We start from the raw sequence: 18,409 nt of genomic DNA, 5'->3' as shown, positions 1-18,409 counted from the left end.
GATCACAAGATCAGCGACAGATCCGGTTATCCGGCCCGGCTCATCGCGCCGAACCGGCCCGGGGTCCTCCAGACGAAATGGGTACATCGGGTGGTGATGGTATGAACGCCGTCGTACTGCGCGGTGTCGCGGTGGCGGCCGGGCTGGCCGCAATCGGTTACGGGGTCGACGGCGTGCTCACCCACCAGCAGGCCACCCGGCCGCCGAACACCGTGGTCTGGCTGATCGGCGGGGTCCTGGTCCATGACGCGTTGCTCGTGCCCGCGACGATGCTCGTCGGCTTCCTGCTCACCCGGTTGGTCCCACCGCCCTACCGGTCCGTCGCACAGGGCGCACTGCTGGTGAGTGCGGCGGTCGCCCTGTCGTCGCTCCCGCTGTGGCGTGGCTACGGTGGGGACCCTGGGAACCCGACGGTGAACCCGCTGCCGTACGGACGCAACCTCGCGCTCGTTCTCGGAGCGGTCTGGGCCGGCGCGGCGGCCCTCATGGTGAGTCGGGCGGTCCGCGCCCGGCGGGGAATCATCCGGTCGGGAGACGCCGGCGCAGCGCGGCAAAGTGCCGGCCGGCGCTGCACCAGGTCCGGGTGATTAGCAGTCCGGCGTCCGGCGCGAGGCCGGTCAGGTCGTCCCCGTCCACCAGGCACCAGGAGAAGGGCCGCGACACCCGGCCGGTCGCGTCCTCCAGCCGGACCCGCATCGGGCCGGTCTGGGCGCCCGGCGGTTCGAGTTCGACGAGCACCCGGCCGGAGGGGGCGAGGAGTTCCCCGGCCCGGCGCAACAACCGGATCGGGTCGCCGCCGATGCCGATGTTCCCGTCGGCGAGCAGCAGCGCGGCCCATCGTCCCTCGGCAGGTACCCGGCCGAACACGTCCCGCCGTAGCGCCGGCGCACCGGCCCGCCGGGTCAGGTGCACCGCGAACGGCGCGACGTCGATGCCGAAGGCCGGCACCCCGCGGGCCGCGAGCGCAGCCGCGAGCCGGCCGGGCCCGCAGCCGACGTCGAGGGTCGGGCCGCCGCAGTGACGCAACAACGACAGATCCCCCGGGGACAGCGCCCCGGTGGAGCAGGTGCGCGGGGTCGACGCCGCCGGGGGCAGAGTGCCACGCCAGCGGTTCACCGGCAGCGGGTCGCGTCGCCCGTCGGGACGGCGCATCCACAGCTGTCCACCGGCGGAACGCAGTCCCGCCTCGTAGACGGTCGTCGGTCCCCACCGGCCGTCGGGGACGCCGGTCAACACGCGGTGGCCCGGCCGGCGGCGATGCGATCCCCTTGCGTGGCGCGCAGCGCCGCGGCGAAGCGCCCACCGGGCACGAGCCGGGCGACCGCGTCGGCGTCGGCCATGGTGTCGACGTCACGCATCGTCGGCAGGGTTGTGACCGTCAGGCCGGCTTCGGACAGGCGGGCCCGTTGCCGTGCGCCGGTGTCCGGGCGTGAGGTCGGCACGCCACGGAGAAGATCGCCGTCGGGGGTGGTCAGGCCGAGTGCCCACCATCCCCCGTCCGCGGCGGGACCGAACACCGCGTCGGTCGCGTGCAGCGCGTGGCAGGCGGAGGCAAGCAGGGCGGCGGTCACCTGGGGGGTGTCCATCCCGATGAGCAAGGTCGGCTCGCTGCCGGCGTCGAAGGCTGCGGCGAGCCTGACGTCGAACGGCCCCGACACCTGCGGCATCACTTCGATCGCGATTCGTCCGGCCGCGATTCGTCCGGCCGGGATTCGTCCGAACGAGGTCTCCAGCCACGGGCCGACCGCGCCGTCGAGGACGAGGACCGGGCACAGTGCGTCGAACCCGGGCAGGCGGGTCAGCTCCTCAACCGCGGCCAGCGTGTCCGCGAGCGCGGCCGCCGCGACGGCCGCCGCCTGGTCCGGGCGCAGGGGCGGCGTGAGGCGGGTCTTGACCCGCCCGGGTACCGGCTCCTTCGCCATCACGAGCAGCCTCACCGGAGGCTCGCCAACAGGGCGGACATGTCCCGGGCCGTCCGGGCGGCGCCGAGCGGTGTCCCGGTCACCTTGGAGCGCCCGACCCGAGGGGTGTAGGCCACGTCGGTCTCGATGATCCGCCAACCGGCCTGGGCTGCCCGCAGCAGCAGTTCCAGCGGATAGCCGAACCGGCGGTCGGCCACGGGCAGTCGGAGCAGGTCCTCCCGGCGGGCCACCCGCATCGGGCCCAGATCATGGACGGGAACGCCGCGCCGGCGCAGCCGCCCGGCGACCACCGCGTTCCCGAATCGGGCGTGCGGCGGCCAGGCCCGCATCGAGGTCGGGCGACGGCGGCCAAGAACCAGATCGGCCCGGCCGGCCAGCAACTGCGCGACGAGACCGGGAAGCTCGGCGGGATCGAGGGAGGCGTCCGCGTCGCACACGCCGACCATGTCGGCGTCCGCGGCGAGCAGCCCGGCGTGCACGGCGGCGCCGTAGCCGCGCTCAGGCACGTCGACGACAACCGCCCCGCGTTCCAGCGCCACCTGGCGGGAACCGTCGCGCGATCCGTTGTCCGCGACGATCGGCCAGTAGCCGACGGGCATCCGATCCAACACCCAGGGTAGCGCCCCGGCCTCGTCCAGGCAGGGCAGGACGACGTCGACGGAGGCCCCGATCCCACTACGTTGCGTGAACATGATCGGGACTGTAGTGCCGCCCGCGCGTGATCAACCCTTACGGAACAAGGAATGCCCGGGTCCCGTCCGGCGGCTCGGCACGGACACGACGACAAGCATGACGATCATTACGAGCATTACGAAGCGGAGACATCCGAGCCGATCATGGTCAAGACGGCCGTCGCCTTACCTATCGTGGCCGGGTGGCCCGTGTGCTCGTCGTCGACGACGACGCCCTCGTCTCCGAGGTCGTCGACCGCTACCTGCGCAACGCCGGCTTCGACGTCGACCGCACCGCGGACGGGCCCACGGCCCTGCGGGTGGCCGAGACGACCCCACCGGACCTCGTCGTCCTCGACCTGATGCTGCCCGGTCTCGATGGCATCGAGGTGTTCCGCCGGCTCCGGGCGCACCGACCGGTACCAGTGATCATGCTGACCGCACGTGCCGACGAGTCGGATCGCATCACCGGTCTGGAGATCGGCGCCGACGACTACGTGACCAAGCCGTTCTCGCCGCGGGAGCTGACCCTGCGCGTGCAGTCGGTGCTGCGGCGGGCGAACGAAGCGGCGCCGGGCGCGGAGGCCGGCGTCCTGCGGGCCGGCCCCCTCGTCGTCGACGCAGCCGCGCGGACCGCCACCCGGCACGGGGTGCCGCTCGGGCTGACGGTGCGCGAGTTCGATCTGCTGGCCTTCCTGCTGCGCCGGCCCGGCCGCGCCTTCACCCGGGGCGAGCTGCTCGAACAGGTGTGGGGATGGAGCTATGGCGACCCCTCGACGGTCACCGTGCACATCCGCCGACTGCGGGAGAAGATCGAGGATGATCCGACCGCTCCCCGGATGCTTGTCACAGTGTGGGGAGTCGGGTACCGCTACGATCCCGGCACCCCGCGCCCCGACAGCACCCCCACCGGACAGGTGGCGGCACCGGACGAGGGACGACACCGAGGATGAGACCCGAGGCGGTGCGGCGGGACGACGACCTCACGGGCGGGCGGCGAGCGAGAGCGAGAGCGAGGCCCCAATGAACGCCGACCTGGAGGTCATGGGGATCGCGCTCGACTGTTCGACAGCGGCCGCGCTCACCGGCCTGCCGTTGCTGCGGGCGCTCCGGAAGCGGCCGTTGTGGGCGACAGCCACGTCACTGAGCGTAATACCGGTCGTCGCGGTGACGGCGGGGGTCGCCGGCACGGCGCAGGCAATGTTCCTCTCCGATCACGACCTGCGGGTCGTGCTCATCGTGGTCGCCGTGTCGGCGGTGGTGGCGTCGGCATCCGCGGTGCGCCTGGGTGGCCCGGTCGTGGCGGCGATCGGGACGCTGACCCGAGCGACGGCGGCCCTGGGCGAGCCGGGCTATCGCGGCGCCGGCCATGTTCCGACCGCCGAGCTCAGCGCGCTGGCGACGGCCCTGGACGCGACCCATGTCCGCCTGGTCGAGGCGCGGGAACGGGAACGGGCCCTGGAGGCGAGCCGCCGCGAGCTGGTGGCCTGGATCAGTCATGACCTGAGAACCCCGCTCGCGGGAATCCGGGCGACGGCCGAGGCCCTGCAGGACGGCCTGGTCACGGACGCCGAGACGACGGCCCGCTACCACCGGCTGATGCTCGCCGACGCCGAGCGGCTGACCGGCATGGTCGACGACCTGTTCGAACTGGCCCGGCTGCAGGCCGGTGCGCTGCGGCTGAGCCTGGAGAAGGTGCGCGTCGCCGATGTCGTCTCGGACGCGATCGCCGCGGTGGACCCGATCGCGCGGGCCAAGGGAGTCGTCGTCAGCGGGCGGGCCGATCACGCCGGGTACGTCGACGCCGACGCGGCCGAGGTGGGGCGCGTGCTGACCAATCTCCTCGTCAACGCCATCAGGCACACCCCCGACGACGGAACGGTGGAGATCACCGCTACCGCGGACGCCGACCGGGCGGTCTTCGCCGTGGCGGACCGGTGCGGCGGCATCCCGCAGGAGGAGCTGCCCCGCGTGTTCGACCTCGGATTCCGGGGCGAGTCGGCCCGGACCCCCGGCGGTGACGACAACCCGCACCAGCCACGGATGCGGTCGGGGATCGGCCTCGCGATCGTCCGCGGCATCGTCGAGGCGCACGGGTGCGACGTCACCGTGCACAACCATCGGGAGGGCTGCCGCTTCGTCGTCGCGCTCCCCACGTCCTGACGTCCGGACGCCGCCCGGGGTTACGACGGTGCCGGCACAGGGGCCGGGCCGGAGACGTTCCGCGGTTCGTAAGATCCGGCGCGTCCCGGCACCGCTAGCGTCGGCGTCATGCGGGTTCTCGTCACCGGTGGCGCCGGCTTCATCGGTTCTCACGTTGTCGACGCGCTGGTCGCGGCGGGCGGCGAGGCCAGGATCCTCGACGCCCTGCTTCCGGCGGTGCACCGGACGAAGCCCCAGGTCAACAACGCCGCCGAGATGATCGTTGGGGACATGACCGATCGGGGCCAGGTCGCCGAAGCACTGAGCGGGATCGACGTCGTATGCCACCAGGCCGCCATGGTGGGTCTGGGTGCCGATCTGGACGACCTTCCGGCGTATGCCACGAACAACGATCTCGGCACCGCGGTCCTGCTCGCGGCGATGGCCCGCGCCGGAGTGGGGCGACTGGTCCTGGCGAGCTCCCTGGTGGTCTACGGCGAGGGTGGTTACCGCTGCCCGACGGACGGACCGGTGCGCCCCGGACCACGGCAGGCCGCCGACCTGGACGCGGGCCGTTTCGAGCCGCCGTGCCCACGGTGCCACCGGCCGCTCTCGCCCATCGTGGTCCACGAGGACGCCCCCTTGGACCCCGCAACGCGTATGCGGCGACCAAGGTCGCCCAGGAGCATCTCGCGGCGGCATGGGCGGCGGAAACCGGCGGGACCGTCGTGGCACTGCGCTACCACAACGTCTACGGTCCGCGGATGCCCCGGGACACCCCCTACGCCGGCGTCGCGTCGATCTTCCGCAGTGCGCTGGAACACGGGCGGGCCCCGCGGGTCTTCGAGGACGGCCGGCAGCTGAGGGATTTCGTGCACGTCCACGACGTCGCGCAGGCCAACCTGCTGGCGTCCCAGCAGCCGCAGGCACCCGGCCGGCTGGTTCCCCTCAACATCGGCTCCGGTGATCCCCACACCGTCGGGGACATGGCGGACGCGCTGGCTCGTGCCTTCGGCGGTCCGAAGCCCGTCGTGACCGGTACCTCCCGGGTCGGCGACGTCCGCCACATCGCCGCGTCCTCGGCTCGAGCAGACGATCTTCTCGGCTACCGGCCGCGGGTCGACTTCGCCGGGGGGATGCGGGCCTTCGCCCATGATCCGCTGCGAGACTAAGGTTCTCCCCGGATCCGCGATCCTCCCTGGCCCGCTCGGGGCAGACCCACGAAGGACTAATCCCCGTCGGCCACCTTCATGAGATCGAAGATGCATCCGCCGAACATGCTGCCCGTGAAAACTGCCCGTGAACGTGCAGGACGCGAACGTCATGTCAAAGAACGAGCACCGAATGAAGGTGCAGGTGGTGAAAGCAGTATCCGAATAGACTGATGTGCTAAACCGGACCCCCAGAAGGTGCGCTCAGTCAAATCCACCACACGAAGAAAACATGATCATAGCTCTGGCCAGACAGATCCCCGCCGTCGGGGCCCAGGGACCGGGTGGTCGCCCGCGTCCGCGGGGCCGGTTCGCCGTATTTCCGTTCGGCCAGGCGCCGCAGCCTTCCGGCCAGACACGATCTTCAGTGCCCACCTCACGGTTGCCCCCGAACTGGGCGCACCACTCGACGAGGTATCAATCGCCCACGAATTGTGTTGCATGCCACATGCCCCGTCGACGCTATCCGGCGACAGGAGGTGATGATAAACACGATCCCATCTCGGATATACGGCGGAAAATAGTAGCCGGGGTCCGGCACCATCAGGTATATGATCTTCGCGGCGCCAAGGGGCACCGCCGGAGTCAAGAGGCTGAGCGGAGAAGGATCGTGACCACGGACAGCGCCCAGACAGGGCAGGCCGGCGAACCGGAACGGCTCGAGGAGCGAAGCACCTCCCCGCACCGAGTAGTGATCATCGGGTCTGGCTTCGGAGGTCTGTTCACCGCGCAGGCCCTCCGCAAAGCACCGGTCGAGGTCACCCTCGTCGCGAAGACGACGCACCATCTGTTCCAGCCGCTGCTCTACCAGGTGGCAACGGGCATCCTGTCCGAGGGCGAGATCGCCCCGACCACCCGTGAGGTATTGAGCCGGCAGGACAACGCGCAGGTCGTCCTCGGCGAGGTGACCACCATCGACGTGAACGCAAGGACGGTCACGTCCCAGTTGCTGGGTCGCACGACCGTGCACCACTACGACAGCCTCGTCGTCGCCGCGGGCGCGGGCCAGTCGTACTTCGGCAACGACCATTTCGCCACGCACGCCCCGGGCATGAAGAGCATCGACGACGCGCTCGAGCTGCGCGGCCGGATCTTCGGGATGTTCGAGCTCGCCGAGGCGTCCACCGATCCCGCGGACGTGGAGCGGCTGCTGACCTTCGTCATCGTCGGGGCGGGCCCCACCGGCGTGGAGATGGCCGGACAGATCGCGGAACTCTCGCGCCGGACCCTGCGGCGGGACTTCCGCAGCATCGACCCTGCCAAGGCCCGAGTCATCCTGCTGGACGCCGCACCCGCCGTCCTGCCGCCGTTCGGCGAGCGGCTCGGCGCGAAGGCGGCCGACAAGCTGACCAAAATCGGCGTCGATGTGCAGCTGGGCGCCAAGGTCGTCAATGTCGACGCGACCGGCATCGACGTCGAGGACAGCGACGGCACCCGCCGGCGCATCGACTCGGTCTGCAAGGTCTGGGCCGCCGGCGTTGCCGCGAGCCCGCTGGGCCGGCAGCTCGCCGAGCAGACCGGTGCGGGGCTCGACCGCGCCGGCCGCATCGAGGTGCTGCCCGACCTCACCCTGCCGGGGCATCCGGAGGTGTTCGTCATCGGGGACATGGCGAGCATCAACCGGCTGCCCGGCGTGGCGCAGGTCGCGATCCAGGGCGGCCGGCACGCCGCCAAGGAGATCCAGGCCTGGGTCGCCGGCAAGCAGACGGGCCGACCGTTCGAATACCATGACAAGGGCAGCATGGCTACCATCTCGCGGTTCAGCGCGGTGGCGAGCATCGGCAAGGTGCAGTTCAGCGGCTTCTTCGCCTGGCTCGTCTGGCTGGCCGTACACCTCGTCTATATCATCGGGTTCAAGCACCGGCTGACCACTCTGCTTCACTGGACGGTGAGCTTCATCGGCCGGGGCCGGTCGGAACGTACCGTCACCGAGCAGCAGATCTTCGCTCGGGTCGCGGTCCAACGCCTCGGAACGGACTTCGCACCGTCCCTGCCCCCGCACGCGAGTCAGGAGGCGCCGTCCTGGACGGGGGCCCGGACGATCGTGCCGATGCAGCCGCAGGCCAAGGACGAGGACAGCCGGCAACCGTCCCGGGTCTAGCGCGTAGCGCGGATCCGGCCTCCGTCCCGATCGATCGGCCGGAGCACGCACCGTCCGCCCGCAGGCATCCGCCGGGGCGGACGGTTGCCGCGTCGAGGTACCGCCGGGCCAGGTACTGCCGCGTCGAGGTACCGCCCGGGTCCGCCACCGCGGGAACCGGCCTTCCACGTGGTTCGCACCACGCCCGCACGTTCCTCACATCTCGCTGTCGCATCGTGGGCTCCGACCGCGTGCCACCGTGGCGCGCGGCGCCCGGCCGGTCGTCGCCGCTCAGGGCCGACGACCGGTTCGCGGCGTGGTGACGCGACACGGAAGGACGACACAGATGCGCAGCTTCCTGACCGGACGATGGGGTGCGGGGGTCGCCGCAGCGGGTCTGCTCGGGCTCGGATTGGGGGTCGGGCTCGGGTTCGGCGGGACAGCCGCGTCCGCCACCCCGGACCGGACCGCCAGCGCAGCAGCCGCCCCGGCCGACCACGCGTTCCTGGGCGACCATCCGCGACTCGCCGAGGCCCGGCTGCGTTCCCACGACGGGCTGCGTCCCCATGGCGGCCTCTGGGCCGGCGGCGGCGTGCGCGGTGAGGCAACGGTCAAAACCGACAAGGGCTTCCAGGTAGTGGCGGGGCAGCGCGGGAAGGTGACCGCGGTGAGCCCCACCTCCCTGACGGTCACCAGTGAGGACGGCTACGTCGGCACCTATGTGATCAACGCCGATACCCGGTTCCGGATCGACGGGGACACCGCGAAGGTCTCCGACCTCCACCCGGGGGTGACGGTCCGGGTGGGCGCAACGGTCAAGGACGGCACCCGCACGGCGGTGGTCGTCGCCCAGCCCAAGGACTGACCCACCGCCGAGGGCCTATCCCGGCACCGAAGATCACCTGGGGGACGCCTGTCAGCGTGACGGCGGCGTCCCCCTCCCTCCGCCATCCGGCTCGTCCGGAGGAAGCTCCGGACAGCCCTCGCATTCGAGGTCCGCGGCGCGGACCATGCGACACCGCGGGCACGGTGCCCCCGGCCGCATCATCGTCTTCAGCCCCTGGCGGGGACGCCGTCCCCGATGTTCCGGACACCGCAGGTACAAGAAGTCGGCCTGAACGGGCATCGAGTTCTTCATGGCAGGGGAACCTTTCCGGTTCCGCCGCATTCCCGACACTTGATATTGGCGTCACCGTCGAAAAGACCGTCCTCGTCCACTTCCGCCTGCGGACGCGTCTGATACTGCGTGCCGTTGCAGGACGAGCAGGTCATCAGGCCCAGGCTGAGCCGCTCGTCTGGCGGCCGAAAATACCGACTGGATCTTTTTCGTTGCCTCACCACGCGATCAAAGGTGCACGCTCCATCACAGCCTGTCCAGACGCATCCACCACCAGGGCGTCATCCGGGAGACAGGCGCACCGTACTCATCCCATCCATCACTCGTCCGGCTACTTTGCCTACATTTCGGCACCCGGGCCGGCGCCATGGTGAGCAGCGGGAACGACGGAACGATCATCGGTGCCCGGCCGCGGCACGAGGCCGGGCGCGCCGACCCGCTGACGAGCGGCGAGGCATCACCAGCCACGGGTGTGCCCGGATCATCCTGGTCTCATACGATGACCGACTGATTCGTCGAGGCAGGCAGGAAGGCCGTCGTGCCGCGGTGGCCTGCCCCGGCACCGCGGTCGGCGCGCAGTCCGTGGCCACCCGGAGAAGGACGAGGGATGGATGATCAACAGTGCTGCCCACGTACGGACCAACCGTGCCCGCTGGAACGAGATCTCCGACGACTACCAGCGACTGAACGCCCCGCAGATCCGCCGGCAGGTGTTCACCGGCGATATCTCCTGGGGGCTGTGGGCCGTTCCGGAATCACGGCTCGGCGTGCTCGGTGAGGTCACCGGACGGGACATCCTGGAGATGGGCTGCGGGGGCGGCCAGTGGTCGAGCGCGCTGGTCCGGCGGGGGGCCGACCGATCGGCTTGGACCTCTCCGAACGGCAGCTGCACCACAGCAGACGGCTCACCGCGGAGACCGGACTGTCCTTCCCCCTGGTCCAGGCGAGTGCCGAGGCGGTGCCCTTCGCCGACGGCTCGTTCGACATCGTCTTCGCCGACCACGGCGCCTTCTCCTTCGCGGACCCCTTCCGGGCCGTGCCGGAGGCCGCACGCGTGCTGCGCCCCGGCGGCCTGCTCGCCTTCAGCCACGTCAGCCCGATCTACGAGATCACCGTGGCGCCGGGCCGGGACGCCCCCGGCAGTCGCCTGACCCGCGACTACTTCGGGCTGCGTCTGCTGGCCGAGGCCGACGGCCTGGTCAGCGCCAACCTTCCCTACGGCACCTGGATCAGGCTCTTCCGGGACAACGACCTCGTCATCGAAGATCTTCTGGAACCTCGCCCGGCACCGCCGGCATCCGACGATCACAGCGAGGAACCGGCACCCGCCCAGCCCGAACGCGGCGACGAGGCATGGGCGCGCCGCTGGCCCTCCGAATGCATCTGGCGGCTACGCAAGCCGACGCGGTGAAGGCATCGGCCTCGTGACCACCACCCTGACTGGCGACGCCGCCCCGCACGCCGCTCTGCTGACGGGCATGGCGGATCTCGCCCGCCGGCTCCAACCGGGCGGCCGGGAGGCTCCCGTCGTGCTGTCGCACCACGGTGAACGGCTGATCGTGCGCCACGGTGACGTCGTGCTCAAGGCCCACCCGCCCGGATCCGACCCACAGCCGCTCGCGGCCCGGCTCCGGCTCGTGGCCCAGCCGCGCCTGGGCCACATCCTGCTGTCCCCGCTGCCCCTGCCGTCCCCGCTGCCTCTGCCGTCCCCGCCGTCCCACGCCACCCATACCGGTCTGGACGGGCTCGCCGTCCGGGTCCACGACCGATGGGTGAGTGCCTGGCCGGCCGGCTCGACGCTCGGACTGGACCAGGTCGACGATGTTCCCTGGGCCGAGGCCGTTCCCTGGGCCGAGGCTGCCGCGCTGCTGGCGAGTCTGCATCGCATCCCGGTCACCGCGTCGGATCTCCTCGTGCTCCCCCGGGCCACGGTGCTCCGCCGGCTGCGGCACGACGTGGCTCGACTGCGCGACCAGGCCGGCCATCCACGTGCCGAGGTGGTCCTGCGCGCCGCCGCGACCCTGCCCGAGTGGGCGTTGCACCACCAGATCCAACCGGATCAACCGGATCAACCGACCCGACCGGGACGGTCACGCCGGCCGGCGCGGCCATTGACGATCATCCACGGTGACTGGCACTTCGGACAGCTCGTCGCGCTGCCCCGACTCGGCTGGCGCATCATCGACGTGGACGATCTCGGGCTCGGGGACCCGGTATGGGACCTGGCCCGGCCGGCGGCCTGGTACGCGGCCGGCCTGCTGCCGATGGACGTCTGGGCGCGGTTCGTCGACGGCTACCAGGCCGGTGGCGGCCCGGCGCTGCCGGGCGGCGAGGATCCCTGGACGGCCCTGGACCTGCCCGCCCGCGCGATTGTCGTGCAGTACGCGGCCATCGCGGTCGCCGCGCGTCTCGACGGCGACGCGCCCGGTGCCGGGCCCGAACCTGATCCGATCTCCGATGCCTTCGTCGAGTGCTGCCGGCGGATGGCCCGGGTTGGCCCGTACCCGTCCGGATCTCGACTATCCACCGGCTGACTTCCGCGGGATCGGTACGCTACCCGCAGCCAAGGATGTCTCCCCGCCATGAACGGCAGGTTCGGCATGAGTTACACCCTGCAGTGTCCCAAGTGCCACGCGATGATGCGGACGTACAACCGCAACGGCATCCAGATCGAGCAGTGCGACGGATGCCGGGGCATCTTCCTCGACTACGGCGAGCTGGAGGCCATCACCCGGCTCGAGGCGCAGTGGTCCCAGCCCCCGCCGCCACCCCCGGCTGCGCCCCACGCCCAGCCGGGGCACTATGCCCAGCCCGCCTGGGGGACTCCCTACGGGCACGGCGGGCATGGGCGCCACCACAAGCACGGCGGCCTCGCCCGGCTGCTGTTTTCCTCCTGACCCGCGCTCCGGCCGGCCGTCAACCCGACGTCAACTCCGGGGCGGGGCCGGCCCTCGGGCGGCGCTCAGGACAGCGCGAGCAACGCGCCGAGGGTGAAGCCAACCGCGGCGAGCCACACGAAGGTGGGCAGGGCGCGCAGCCAGCTCGCCACGGGCGAGTGGCCGGCGTGACGCTGAGCCGGGACCTGGGCGGAGCCCGCCGCCGCCGGGACGGGGCTGGGATCGATGCGGCCGCCCTGGCCGGCCAGCACGGTCGCCAGGGCCCCGACGTCCGGGTCGTCGGGCGCGGCGGGCGGGCGCCGCGGCGTAGGACTGACCGGGGCCAGGACGACCGTCGGCCCGTTCGCCGCGCCGAGATGCACCCGCACCTCGCCGTCGGTCAGGGCAACGCTGCCGGTCCGGGCGCCGTCCACCCAGATGCCGTTGGAACTGACGTCCTGGGCGAGCCACCCGGCGTCGCCGCGGGGCTCCAGCAGGACGTGACGCCGGGACACCCGGCCGTCCGCGATGACGACATCGCAGTCACGGCCGCGGCCGACGACGTGACTGCGGTCGGCGGACAGCACGCTCTGGCCGGACGGGACGGTGATCCGCAGCCCTGTCGGGTCCACTGTTTCTCCTCCTGAGAGGATCCGGCTCCTGCCGAGATCCGGGCGATCGGGGCGCGGGGGTCAGGCGGGGAAGACGGCGTTGTCGCGGACGGTGACAGCGACCGGCGGCAGCGGCTGTTTCGCCGGCCCCGCGACGGGTTCCCCGGTGCGGGTGTCGAAGGCGCTGCCGTGGCACGGGCAGAGGATGCGGCCCTTCTCGATCGCGTTCACCGAGCATCCCTGATGGGTGCAGACGGTGGAGAAACCCTGGATCGTGCCGGCGGCGTTCCTCGTGAGCACCAGGCCGGCGTCGCCGAGGATGAGACCGCCGTCGGCCGGCACCTCGTCGACCCGGGCGAGGGGCGCCGTGCCGCCGGCTTGGCCGCCGCCGTTGCCCGCGCCCGAACCGTCGCTACCCCCGCGGGTCCCGCCCGCGGTCGCCTGCCGTGGCTTCGGATCGGCCGCGTCGCTGCAGCTGGCGACGGCATACCCGACGGCACCCGCGGCGACGGTGACCGCGAGGCCGGGGGCCACGAGGCGCCGCGTCGGTGTTTCCTGCGTCATGACTTTTTCCTCGGGATCCTGTTCAGACGTGCGGAATACCGGACTGGGTGAAAAACCACAGTGAAGCCGTCAACCAGATTGTGACCAGGGGAACAAGAACCGTCGAGCCGAGCACGGGCAGTACCCGCCCCGGTAACCCGCTGGTCCGTAGACTGATCATCTTTGCCGTATAGGCCCCGTAAAAGGCGCAGCCCAGGAGGCTGTGGAGGAGCACCCGGGTGCCATCGCTGGCAAAGCCCAGCGCCCAGATGCAGTGGAAGGCCACTGGCAGGGTGAGGACGAACGCGGTCGTCCCGCTCCATCGGTGCAGCGGGCCGGCCCAGCTCGGCGCCGGGCCCGCGCCGGGCAGCCGTCCCCACATCCACAGTGCCGTGGCCAGCTGAACGAGTAGCAGAACGGCGGCGGCCGTCGTCAGCCACGCCTTCATCGGCAGCATGCCGGAGAAACCGAGGGTGAACAGCGGCCGCCCGGCTGGTTCATGAACCCTCGCGTACACACCGGTCGACACCGCGACGGCGGCACCGACCAACAAGGCAACGCCTAATGCCGTACCCGCATTCGTCTGCCGTTCGGCCCGGTCCGTGCCGGCTGCCATACCGCCCCCCGTCCCCTGAGACATCCTTGCTGCGCGAACTATGCCGGAAAGAACGCGGGCGCGTCCAGAGCCGTCGGGGAGAGGACATCGTCAGTGGGATGACGATGCCGGCGGCTTGGATGACGGGCGGGCCGGAGCAGGGCCCGGCGTCAGGGCCGGAGACGGGCCCGCACCGCTCGGCGGAGTTCGTCGGTCGCGTCGACAACGACGCGGCGCAGGAGCGGGTCGAGACGATCGCGGGCCAGCAGGGCGTCCGCCTCCCGCACCGTCCCCACAGACACGGCGAACTGCGGATAGGCGTAGGTGGCGATCTGCCGGGCGGCGTGCGGGGATCGCCGGGCCGCCATCGCCGGCATCTGCTCGAAGTAGCGGGAGACGTACCCGTCGGTGAGATCCGCCTGCTCAGGCTGCCAGAAACCCTCGGCCGTCGCGGCGACGAGCCGGGCGGACATCGTGTCGTCGTCCACGATCGTCCGCCAGGCCCGGGCCTTCGCCTCGAGATCGGCGACGGCGGCGCGGGCCCGCGCCGCATGCTCAGCGGCCCGGGCGCTGCGATCATGCCGGCTCTCGGCCGCGATCTCCGCCTCCCCGGCCCGCCCGAGTACGACCAGCCGGTGTAGCAGAGTCCAGCGTAGGTCCGGGTCGATGACCAGTCCGGCCGGCACGCCCGCCCCGGCGAGCCACGCCGCCAGTGTTCCCGCCTGCGCCGGTCCACTGCACCCGATGACCCCGCGGGCGGCGGAAAGCTGATGACCGCCTCCCAGTGCGGCGGCCGCGAGGACCCGCGCGCAGGCGGCGTGGAGCTCCTGCGCGGCCGCCGGTCGCGCCGACGGTGCGAGGTAGCGGTTCAGCGCGGTGGCCCGGGCGAAACGCAGGGCGTCCTCGAAGACAGCGATCTCGGTCTCCCGGGGCAGCGCACCCACGGCGAGCGTCAGATAGTCGGCGGCGGGCCATTCGGCGTCCCGGGTCGCGTCGGCCGCGGCCGCCCAGATGATCGCCCTGGCAAGCGGATCGGCCGTCCGCGGCAGGACGGTGGGCAAAGCGGCGAGGTCGGCCGGGGTGAAACGGACCTTGGCGTAGGTCAGGTCGCCGTCGTTGACCAGCAGCAGGCATCCCGCCTCGCTCCCGACCAGTGACGCGATCCCGGTGCGCCCGTCCGGCGCCGCCGGATCGATGTCCACCTCCACCCGGCGGAGCAGCACGATCGGCTCGGTCGGGTCGGTCGGCTCTGCCGGGCCGTAGACGCCGATGCGGTGCGGACGCAGCGTCGGGTGCGTCGGCGGTGCCGTCTGGATCACCGTGACCTGCGCGAGGCGGCCGTCGGAACCGATCGTGATCTCGGGGCGCAGCGTGTTGACCTGTGCGTGGCGCAGCCACACCTCGGCCCAGCCGGCGAGGTCCCGGCCGCTCGCCGTGGTCAGCGCGGCGAGCAGGTCGGCCAGGGACGCGTTGGCGAAGGCGTGCTGGGCGAAGTACGCCCGCAGCCCGGTCAGGAAGGCGTCGTCGCCCACCCAGGCGACCAGCTGCCGCAGGGCCGACGCTCCCTTGGCGTAGGAGATGCCGTCGAAGTTCAGCAGGGCGAGCGCGGTGTCGGGGACGTCGGCCGGGGCCACCGGGTGCGTCGACGGCCGCTGGTCGGCGGCGTAGCCCCAGCTCTTGCGACCGACGGCGAAGCTGGTCCACGCCCCGGTGAACCGCGTCGCCTCGGCGGTCACCCGATAGCCCATGTACTCGGCGAACGACTCGTTCAGCCACAGGTCGTCCCACCAGCGCATGGTGACCAGATCACCGAACCACATGTGGGCCATCTCGTGGGCGATGACGACGGCACGCAGCTCCCGTTCGGCCTCGGTCACCGCCGAGCGGAACACAAACTCGTCCCGGAAGGTCACGCACCCCGGGTTTTCCATCGCGCCGGCGTTGAACTCGGGCACGAACGCCTGATCGTAGGTCCCGAACGGGTACCGGCTCGCGAACAGCTCGTGGTAGCGGTCCAGGCAGGCCCGGGTGATGCCGAAGATCTCCGCCGCGTCGGCGTCGAGGTACGGCGCGAGCGAGCGGCGGCAGAGCAGCCCGAGCGGGATGCCGTCGTGGAAGTCCTCGACGAGGTGGTACGGCCCCGCGACCACCGTCACGAAGTAGGTCGCCAGGGGGGCCGTCTCGGTGAACTCCCACCGCCCCGGCAAGGTCTGCTTCCCGGCGCCGTTCGCCCGCACCGTCCAGTCGGGGGGTGCGGCCACGCTCAGGCGCACCGGCGCCTTGAGATCGGGCTGGTCGAAGCAGGCGAACATCCGCTGGGCGTCGTCGAGGAAGGTCTGCGCATACAGGTAGACCTCGCCGTCCTCCGGGTCGGTGAACCGGTGCAGCCCCTCGCCGGTGTTCGAGTACCTCATCGTGGCCGTCACCACGAGCTCGTTCGTCGCGTGCAGCGCCGCGAGGGGGAGCCGGTTGCCGTCGACGGCGGAGGGGTCCAGCGGCTGGCCGTTGAGCCACAGCTGCTGGATGGATGCCGGTTTGAGCTCGACGAACGTCGTCAGCGCCGGTTCGCCACCCGCCGACGAGCCGTCCGTGGCGAGAGAGCCGTCCGTGGGGGAACGGAGGCTGAAGCGCACCCTGGTCGTCGAGCCGAACTCCGTCGACGTGCGCGCCGCGGTCAGGTCGAGCTCGATCTCGTAGCCGTCAACGCGGACCAGGCCGGCACGGGCGAGGGCTTCGTCCCGGGTGAGGCTGTGCATACGGCGAACTTATGGGATGCTTCGTCGCCCGTCCGGCGCGGACCCGGTCACCCCTCCGATCTTGCCGGGTGGCTCGTCGATGTCAGTGCCCAGGGGCGAGGACAGGGTCGGTGACGCCGTGGGGGCAGGCGAACCGCTCGATGTCCCAACCGGCCCGGCCGGCCCCGGCCCGGTAGGCGCTGTCGTAGAAGCCGAGGACGCCGGCCCGCCGGTCCGGGCTGCGTTCGAGGGCCGCGAGCGGGAGGACTCCGAAGCTGACCACCTCCCGCGAATAGGCCTCCCGGGTGACCGGATCGGTCTCGGCGGACTGGTCGACGGGCCGGTCGGCGAATCGGGTATGGGCGATGTCGAAGGTGTGCCAGAAATGGTGGACCGGGCTGACCTTGCCGCTGAATCCGGCGGCGAATTCCTCCAACAGCAGGTTGACCTGGCTGAGCGTCTGCCAGTAGCGGGCCACCGCCGCCGGGTCATAGGCGGCGTGCTCGGTGTCCTCGTTGAACGGACGTGCCGCGTCCAGCAGATCGAACGGATGCGGATGGTCAAGGCGGATCTTGATGCCGAGTGCCGCCAGCGCGTCGAAGGTGCGGCGGTAGAACGACGCTACCGACTGCGCGACCAGGGGAAACGAGATCGTCTCGCCGTCCAGGCGCTGGACGACCAGCTCATGACCGACGAAGTCGAAGTCGATGGTGAAGATCGGGTTTCCGTCGAGCTGGCCCATCGGACGCGTCGTCAGTCCACGGCCGGTCAGCTGGAACGGCACATTCCACCAGTGGTTGCGCCGTGGGCTCGCGGCCAGCCGGATCTTGCCGACGACCTGCAGGTAACGGTGTACGGTCTGCCTGGTCTCGGCCCAGCAGGACAACGGGAACGGGGCCAGCATCTCGACCATGGCGATCCCTCCGAACCGAACGAAGTGGAGCGGACAGCGCCAGCCTGAACACCGAAGGTGTTCCACGCATCCCGGGGGAGGACGTCACGGTTCAGCAGCGGTCGGGCCGGCCACGGCAGTCCGGGACGATGACCCGGCGAATCTCGATCTCCCCGTCGCCGAACGACTTGAGGACCACCGAGTGCCGGAGCGCCTCGGCGACGAGCGGGATCTCACCGAGCACCGAGTCGGGGGGCTTGCCCATCATCAGGTAGTCGACGTCACGCCAGCCGTGGGGGAACCGGCCGCGCACCTGAGGGTCGAGGTCCAGCTTGTAGAACCGCACTGGCAGCGGCCGGCGCCCGGCGATCGTGAGGTCGGTCCAGGCGATGTCGTCAGTGATGACGGTGCCCTCGGAGGAAATATTCGCGAGAAACCATCGGGTCGCCTCGCGGCTCGGGGCACTCGCGTCCCGGGTGAGCGCGGTGCGGATCTTCGGTGTCCAGTCCGGGATCACCGTCGCGGCGGCCACGGACAGGGCCACAAGGACCACGAGGCAGCGCAGGCCGTTGACGATCGTGGCCGCGGTCGGCCCCGACCTCGACTCTGACTTCGACTCCGGTCGGGCATGATGCGGCGGACCGCGTCGCGGCTGTGCTCCACTCGGCAGGACGGCGTCGAGCAGCCCTGCCACGCACAACGCGGCGAATGGGAGCATCGCGGTGATGTAGGGGTTGGGCAGGTAGCCGTTGCGGAAAACGAAGGCGAACTGCAGCAGCAGCAGTCCGGCGACGACCCGCAGCCGCCGCAGGGCGAGCAGGGGAACCGCGGCCGCAATACCGGCGAGGACCAGGTAGGGATCGAGATCGAGCCAGGACCGCACGACATGGTAGGTGTCACTACCGGTGTCAAGCACGCTGCCGCTCGGGGCCCGGTCGAACAGCTGCCATCTGATCGCCCATTCCAGCGAGACGTGGCCGGGCCCCTCGAACGTAAACATTCACCTGCTTTAGC

General features: G+C 71.3%; 17 protein-coding genes and 2 pseudogenes. 10 read left to right on the top strand and 9 right to left on the bottom strand.

Translation table 11 applies throughout. From position 1 onward, the window contains the following. Positions 1–101 precede the first annotated feature (101 nt). Complete coding sequence (locus AC08OQ_RS08045) at positions 102–587, top strand: hypothetical protein (RefSeq protein ID WP_476599690.1); 486 nt, start codon at positions 102–104, stop codon at positions 585–587. Here the strand turns inward: AC08OQ_RS08045 and AC08OQ_RS08040 are convergent. The 3 genes from AC08OQ_RS08040 to AC08OQ_RS08030 are packed head-to-tail and all read right to left on the bottom strand — an operon-like array spanning position 520 to position 2,614. After that, positions 520–1,236 carry a methyltransferase domain-containing protein gene (locus AC08OQ_RS08040; protein ID WP_476599692.1) on the bottom strand — a complete coding sequence of 239 codons (717 nt, stop codon included), beginning with the start codon at positions 1,234–1,236 and terminating at the stop codon, positions 520–522. The two genes, AC08OQ_RS08045 and AC08OQ_RS08040, sit on opposite strands and share 68 nt — an antisense overlap. Beyond that, positions 1,230–1,937: a TIGR04282 family arsenosugar biosynthesis glycosyltransferase gene (locus AC08OQ_RS08035; RefSeq protein ID WP_476599694.1), complete on the bottom strand. Its 708-nt coding sequence runs from the start codon at positions 1,935–1,937 to the stop codon at positions 1,230–1,232. Before AC08OQ_RS08035 ends, AC08OQ_RS08040 begins: the two co-directional genes overlap by 7 nt. Continuing rightward, positions 1,934–2,614, bottom strand: a complete 681-nt coding sequence (locus tag AC08OQ_RS08030; protein WP_476599696.1) for a glycosyltransferase family 2 protein — start codon at positions 2,612–2,614, stop codon at positions 1,934–1,936. The genes AC08OQ_RS08035 and AC08OQ_RS08030 overlap by 4 nt, the downstream gene beginning before the upstream one ends. Before the next feature lie 182 nt (positions 2,615–2,796). Here AC08OQ_RS08030 and AC08OQ_RS08025 point away from each other — a divergent pair, with 182 nt between their 5' ends. The 9 genes and pseudogenes from AC08OQ_RS08025 (at position 2,797) to AC08OQ_RS07985 (ending at position 12,040) form a co-directional block, all read left to right on the top strand. Next, positions 2,797–3,546, top strand: coding sequence for a response regulator (locus AC08OQ_RS08025; protein WP_476599698.1), 750 nt, complete (start codon positions 2,797–2,799; stop codon positions 3,544–3,546). Between the two features lie 70 nt (positions 3,547–3,616). Continuing rightward, entirely contained in the window at positions 3,617–4,756 is a 1,140-nt protein-coding gene (locus AC08OQ_RS08020; RefSeq protein ID WP_476599700.1) for a sensor histidine kinase, read from the top strand. Between the two features lie 108 nt (positions 4,757–4,864). Further along, a pseudogene (locus AC08OQ_RS08015) lies at positions 4,865–5,197 on the top strand (NAD-dependent epimerase/dehydratase family protein); the annotation flags it as partial. A 125-nt stretch (positions 5,198–5,322) separates the two neighbouring features. Continuing rightward, complete coding sequence (locus tag AC08OQ_RS08010) at positions 5,323–5,907, top strand: NAD-dependent epimerase/dehydratase family protein (protein WP_476599702.1); 585 nt, start codon at positions 5,323–5,325, stop codon at positions 5,905–5,907. A gap of 649 nt (positions 5,908–6,556) precedes the next feature. Then, positions 6,557–8,047 carry an NAD(P)/FAD-dependent oxidoreductase gene (locus tag AC08OQ_RS08005; protein ID WP_462203657.1) on the top strand — a complete coding sequence of 497 codons (1,491 nt, stop codon included), beginning with the start codon at positions 6,557–6,559 and terminating at the stop codon, positions 8,045–8,047. A 325-nt stretch (positions 8,048–8,372) separates the two neighbouring features. Beyond that, on the top strand, positions 8,373–8,891 hold the full coding sequence (locus tag AC08OQ_RS08000) for a hypothetical protein (protein ID WP_476599705.1): 519 nt from the start codon (positions 8,373–8,375) through the stop codon (positions 8,889–8,891). Between the two features lie 863 nt (positions 8,892–9,754). Beyond that, positions 9,755–10,554 (top strand): annotated as a pseudogene (locus AC08OQ_RS07995) (class I SAM-dependent methyltransferase). Positions 10,555–10,567: 13 nt separating this feature from the next. Continuing rightward, positions 10,568–11,677 (top strand): aminoglycoside phosphotransferase, encoded by a 1,110-nt coding sequence (locus AC08OQ_RS07990; RefSeq protein WP_476599706.1) that lies wholly within the window; start codon positions 10,568–10,570, stop codon positions 11,675–11,677. Positions 11,678–11,743: 66 nt separating this feature from the next. Beyond that, on the top strand, positions 11,744–12,040 hold the full coding sequence (locus AC08OQ_RS07985) for a TFIIB-type zinc ribbon-containing protein (RefSeq protein ID WP_476599708.1): 297 nt from the start codon (positions 11,744–11,746) through the stop codon (positions 12,038–12,040). Between the two features lie 65 nt (positions 12,041–12,105). Here AC08OQ_RS07985 and AC08OQ_RS07980 read toward each other — a convergent pair whose 3' ends face one another. The 6 genes from AC08OQ_RS07980 to AC08OQ_RS07955 form a co-directional block, all read right to left on the bottom strand. Continuing rightward, complete coding sequence (locus tag AC08OQ_RS07980; protein WP_476599710.1) at positions 12,106–12,651, bottom strand: FHA domain-containing protein; 546 nt, start codon at positions 12,649–12,651, stop codon at positions 12,106–12,108. Between the two features lie 60 nt (positions 12,652–12,711). Beyond that, on the bottom strand, positions 12,712–13,194 hold the full coding sequence (locus AC08OQ_RS07975; RefSeq protein WP_462187425.1) for a Rieske (2Fe-2S) protein: 483 nt from the start codon (positions 13,192–13,194) through the stop codon (positions 12,712–12,714). A 22-nt stretch (positions 13,195–13,216) separates the two neighbouring features. After that, on the bottom strand, positions 13,217–13,789 hold the full coding sequence (locus AC08OQ_RS07970; RefSeq protein WP_476599712.1) for a DUF6529 family protein: 573 nt from the start codon (positions 13,787–13,789) through the stop codon (positions 13,217–13,219). Positions 13,790–13,938: 149 nt separating this feature from the next. Beyond that, positions 13,939–16,524, bottom strand: a complete 2,586-nt coding sequence (gene pepN, locus AC08OQ_RS07965) for an aminopeptidase N (protein ID WP_476599713.1) — start codon at positions 16,522–16,524, stop codon at positions 13,939–13,941. 82 nt (positions 16,525–16,606) lie between these two features. Further along, on the bottom strand, positions 16,607–17,416 hold the full coding sequence (locus tag AC08OQ_RS07960) for a DUF5996 family protein (RefSeq protein WP_462187423.1): 810 nt from the start codon (positions 17,414–17,416) through the stop codon (positions 16,607–16,609). A gap of 91 nt (positions 17,417–17,507) precedes the next feature. Then, entirely contained in the window at positions 17,508–18,395 is an 888-nt protein-coding gene (locus AC08OQ_RS07955) for a hypothetical protein (RefSeq protein WP_476599715.1), read from the bottom strand. Between the last annotated feature and the right edge of the window lie 14 nt (positions 18,396–18,409).

This window comes from Frankia sp. CcCS3 (assembly GCF_977927575.1).
The sequence above is the reverse complement of the archived record's forward strand: the minus strand, read 5'-3'. Positions and strand labels throughout refer to the sequence as shown.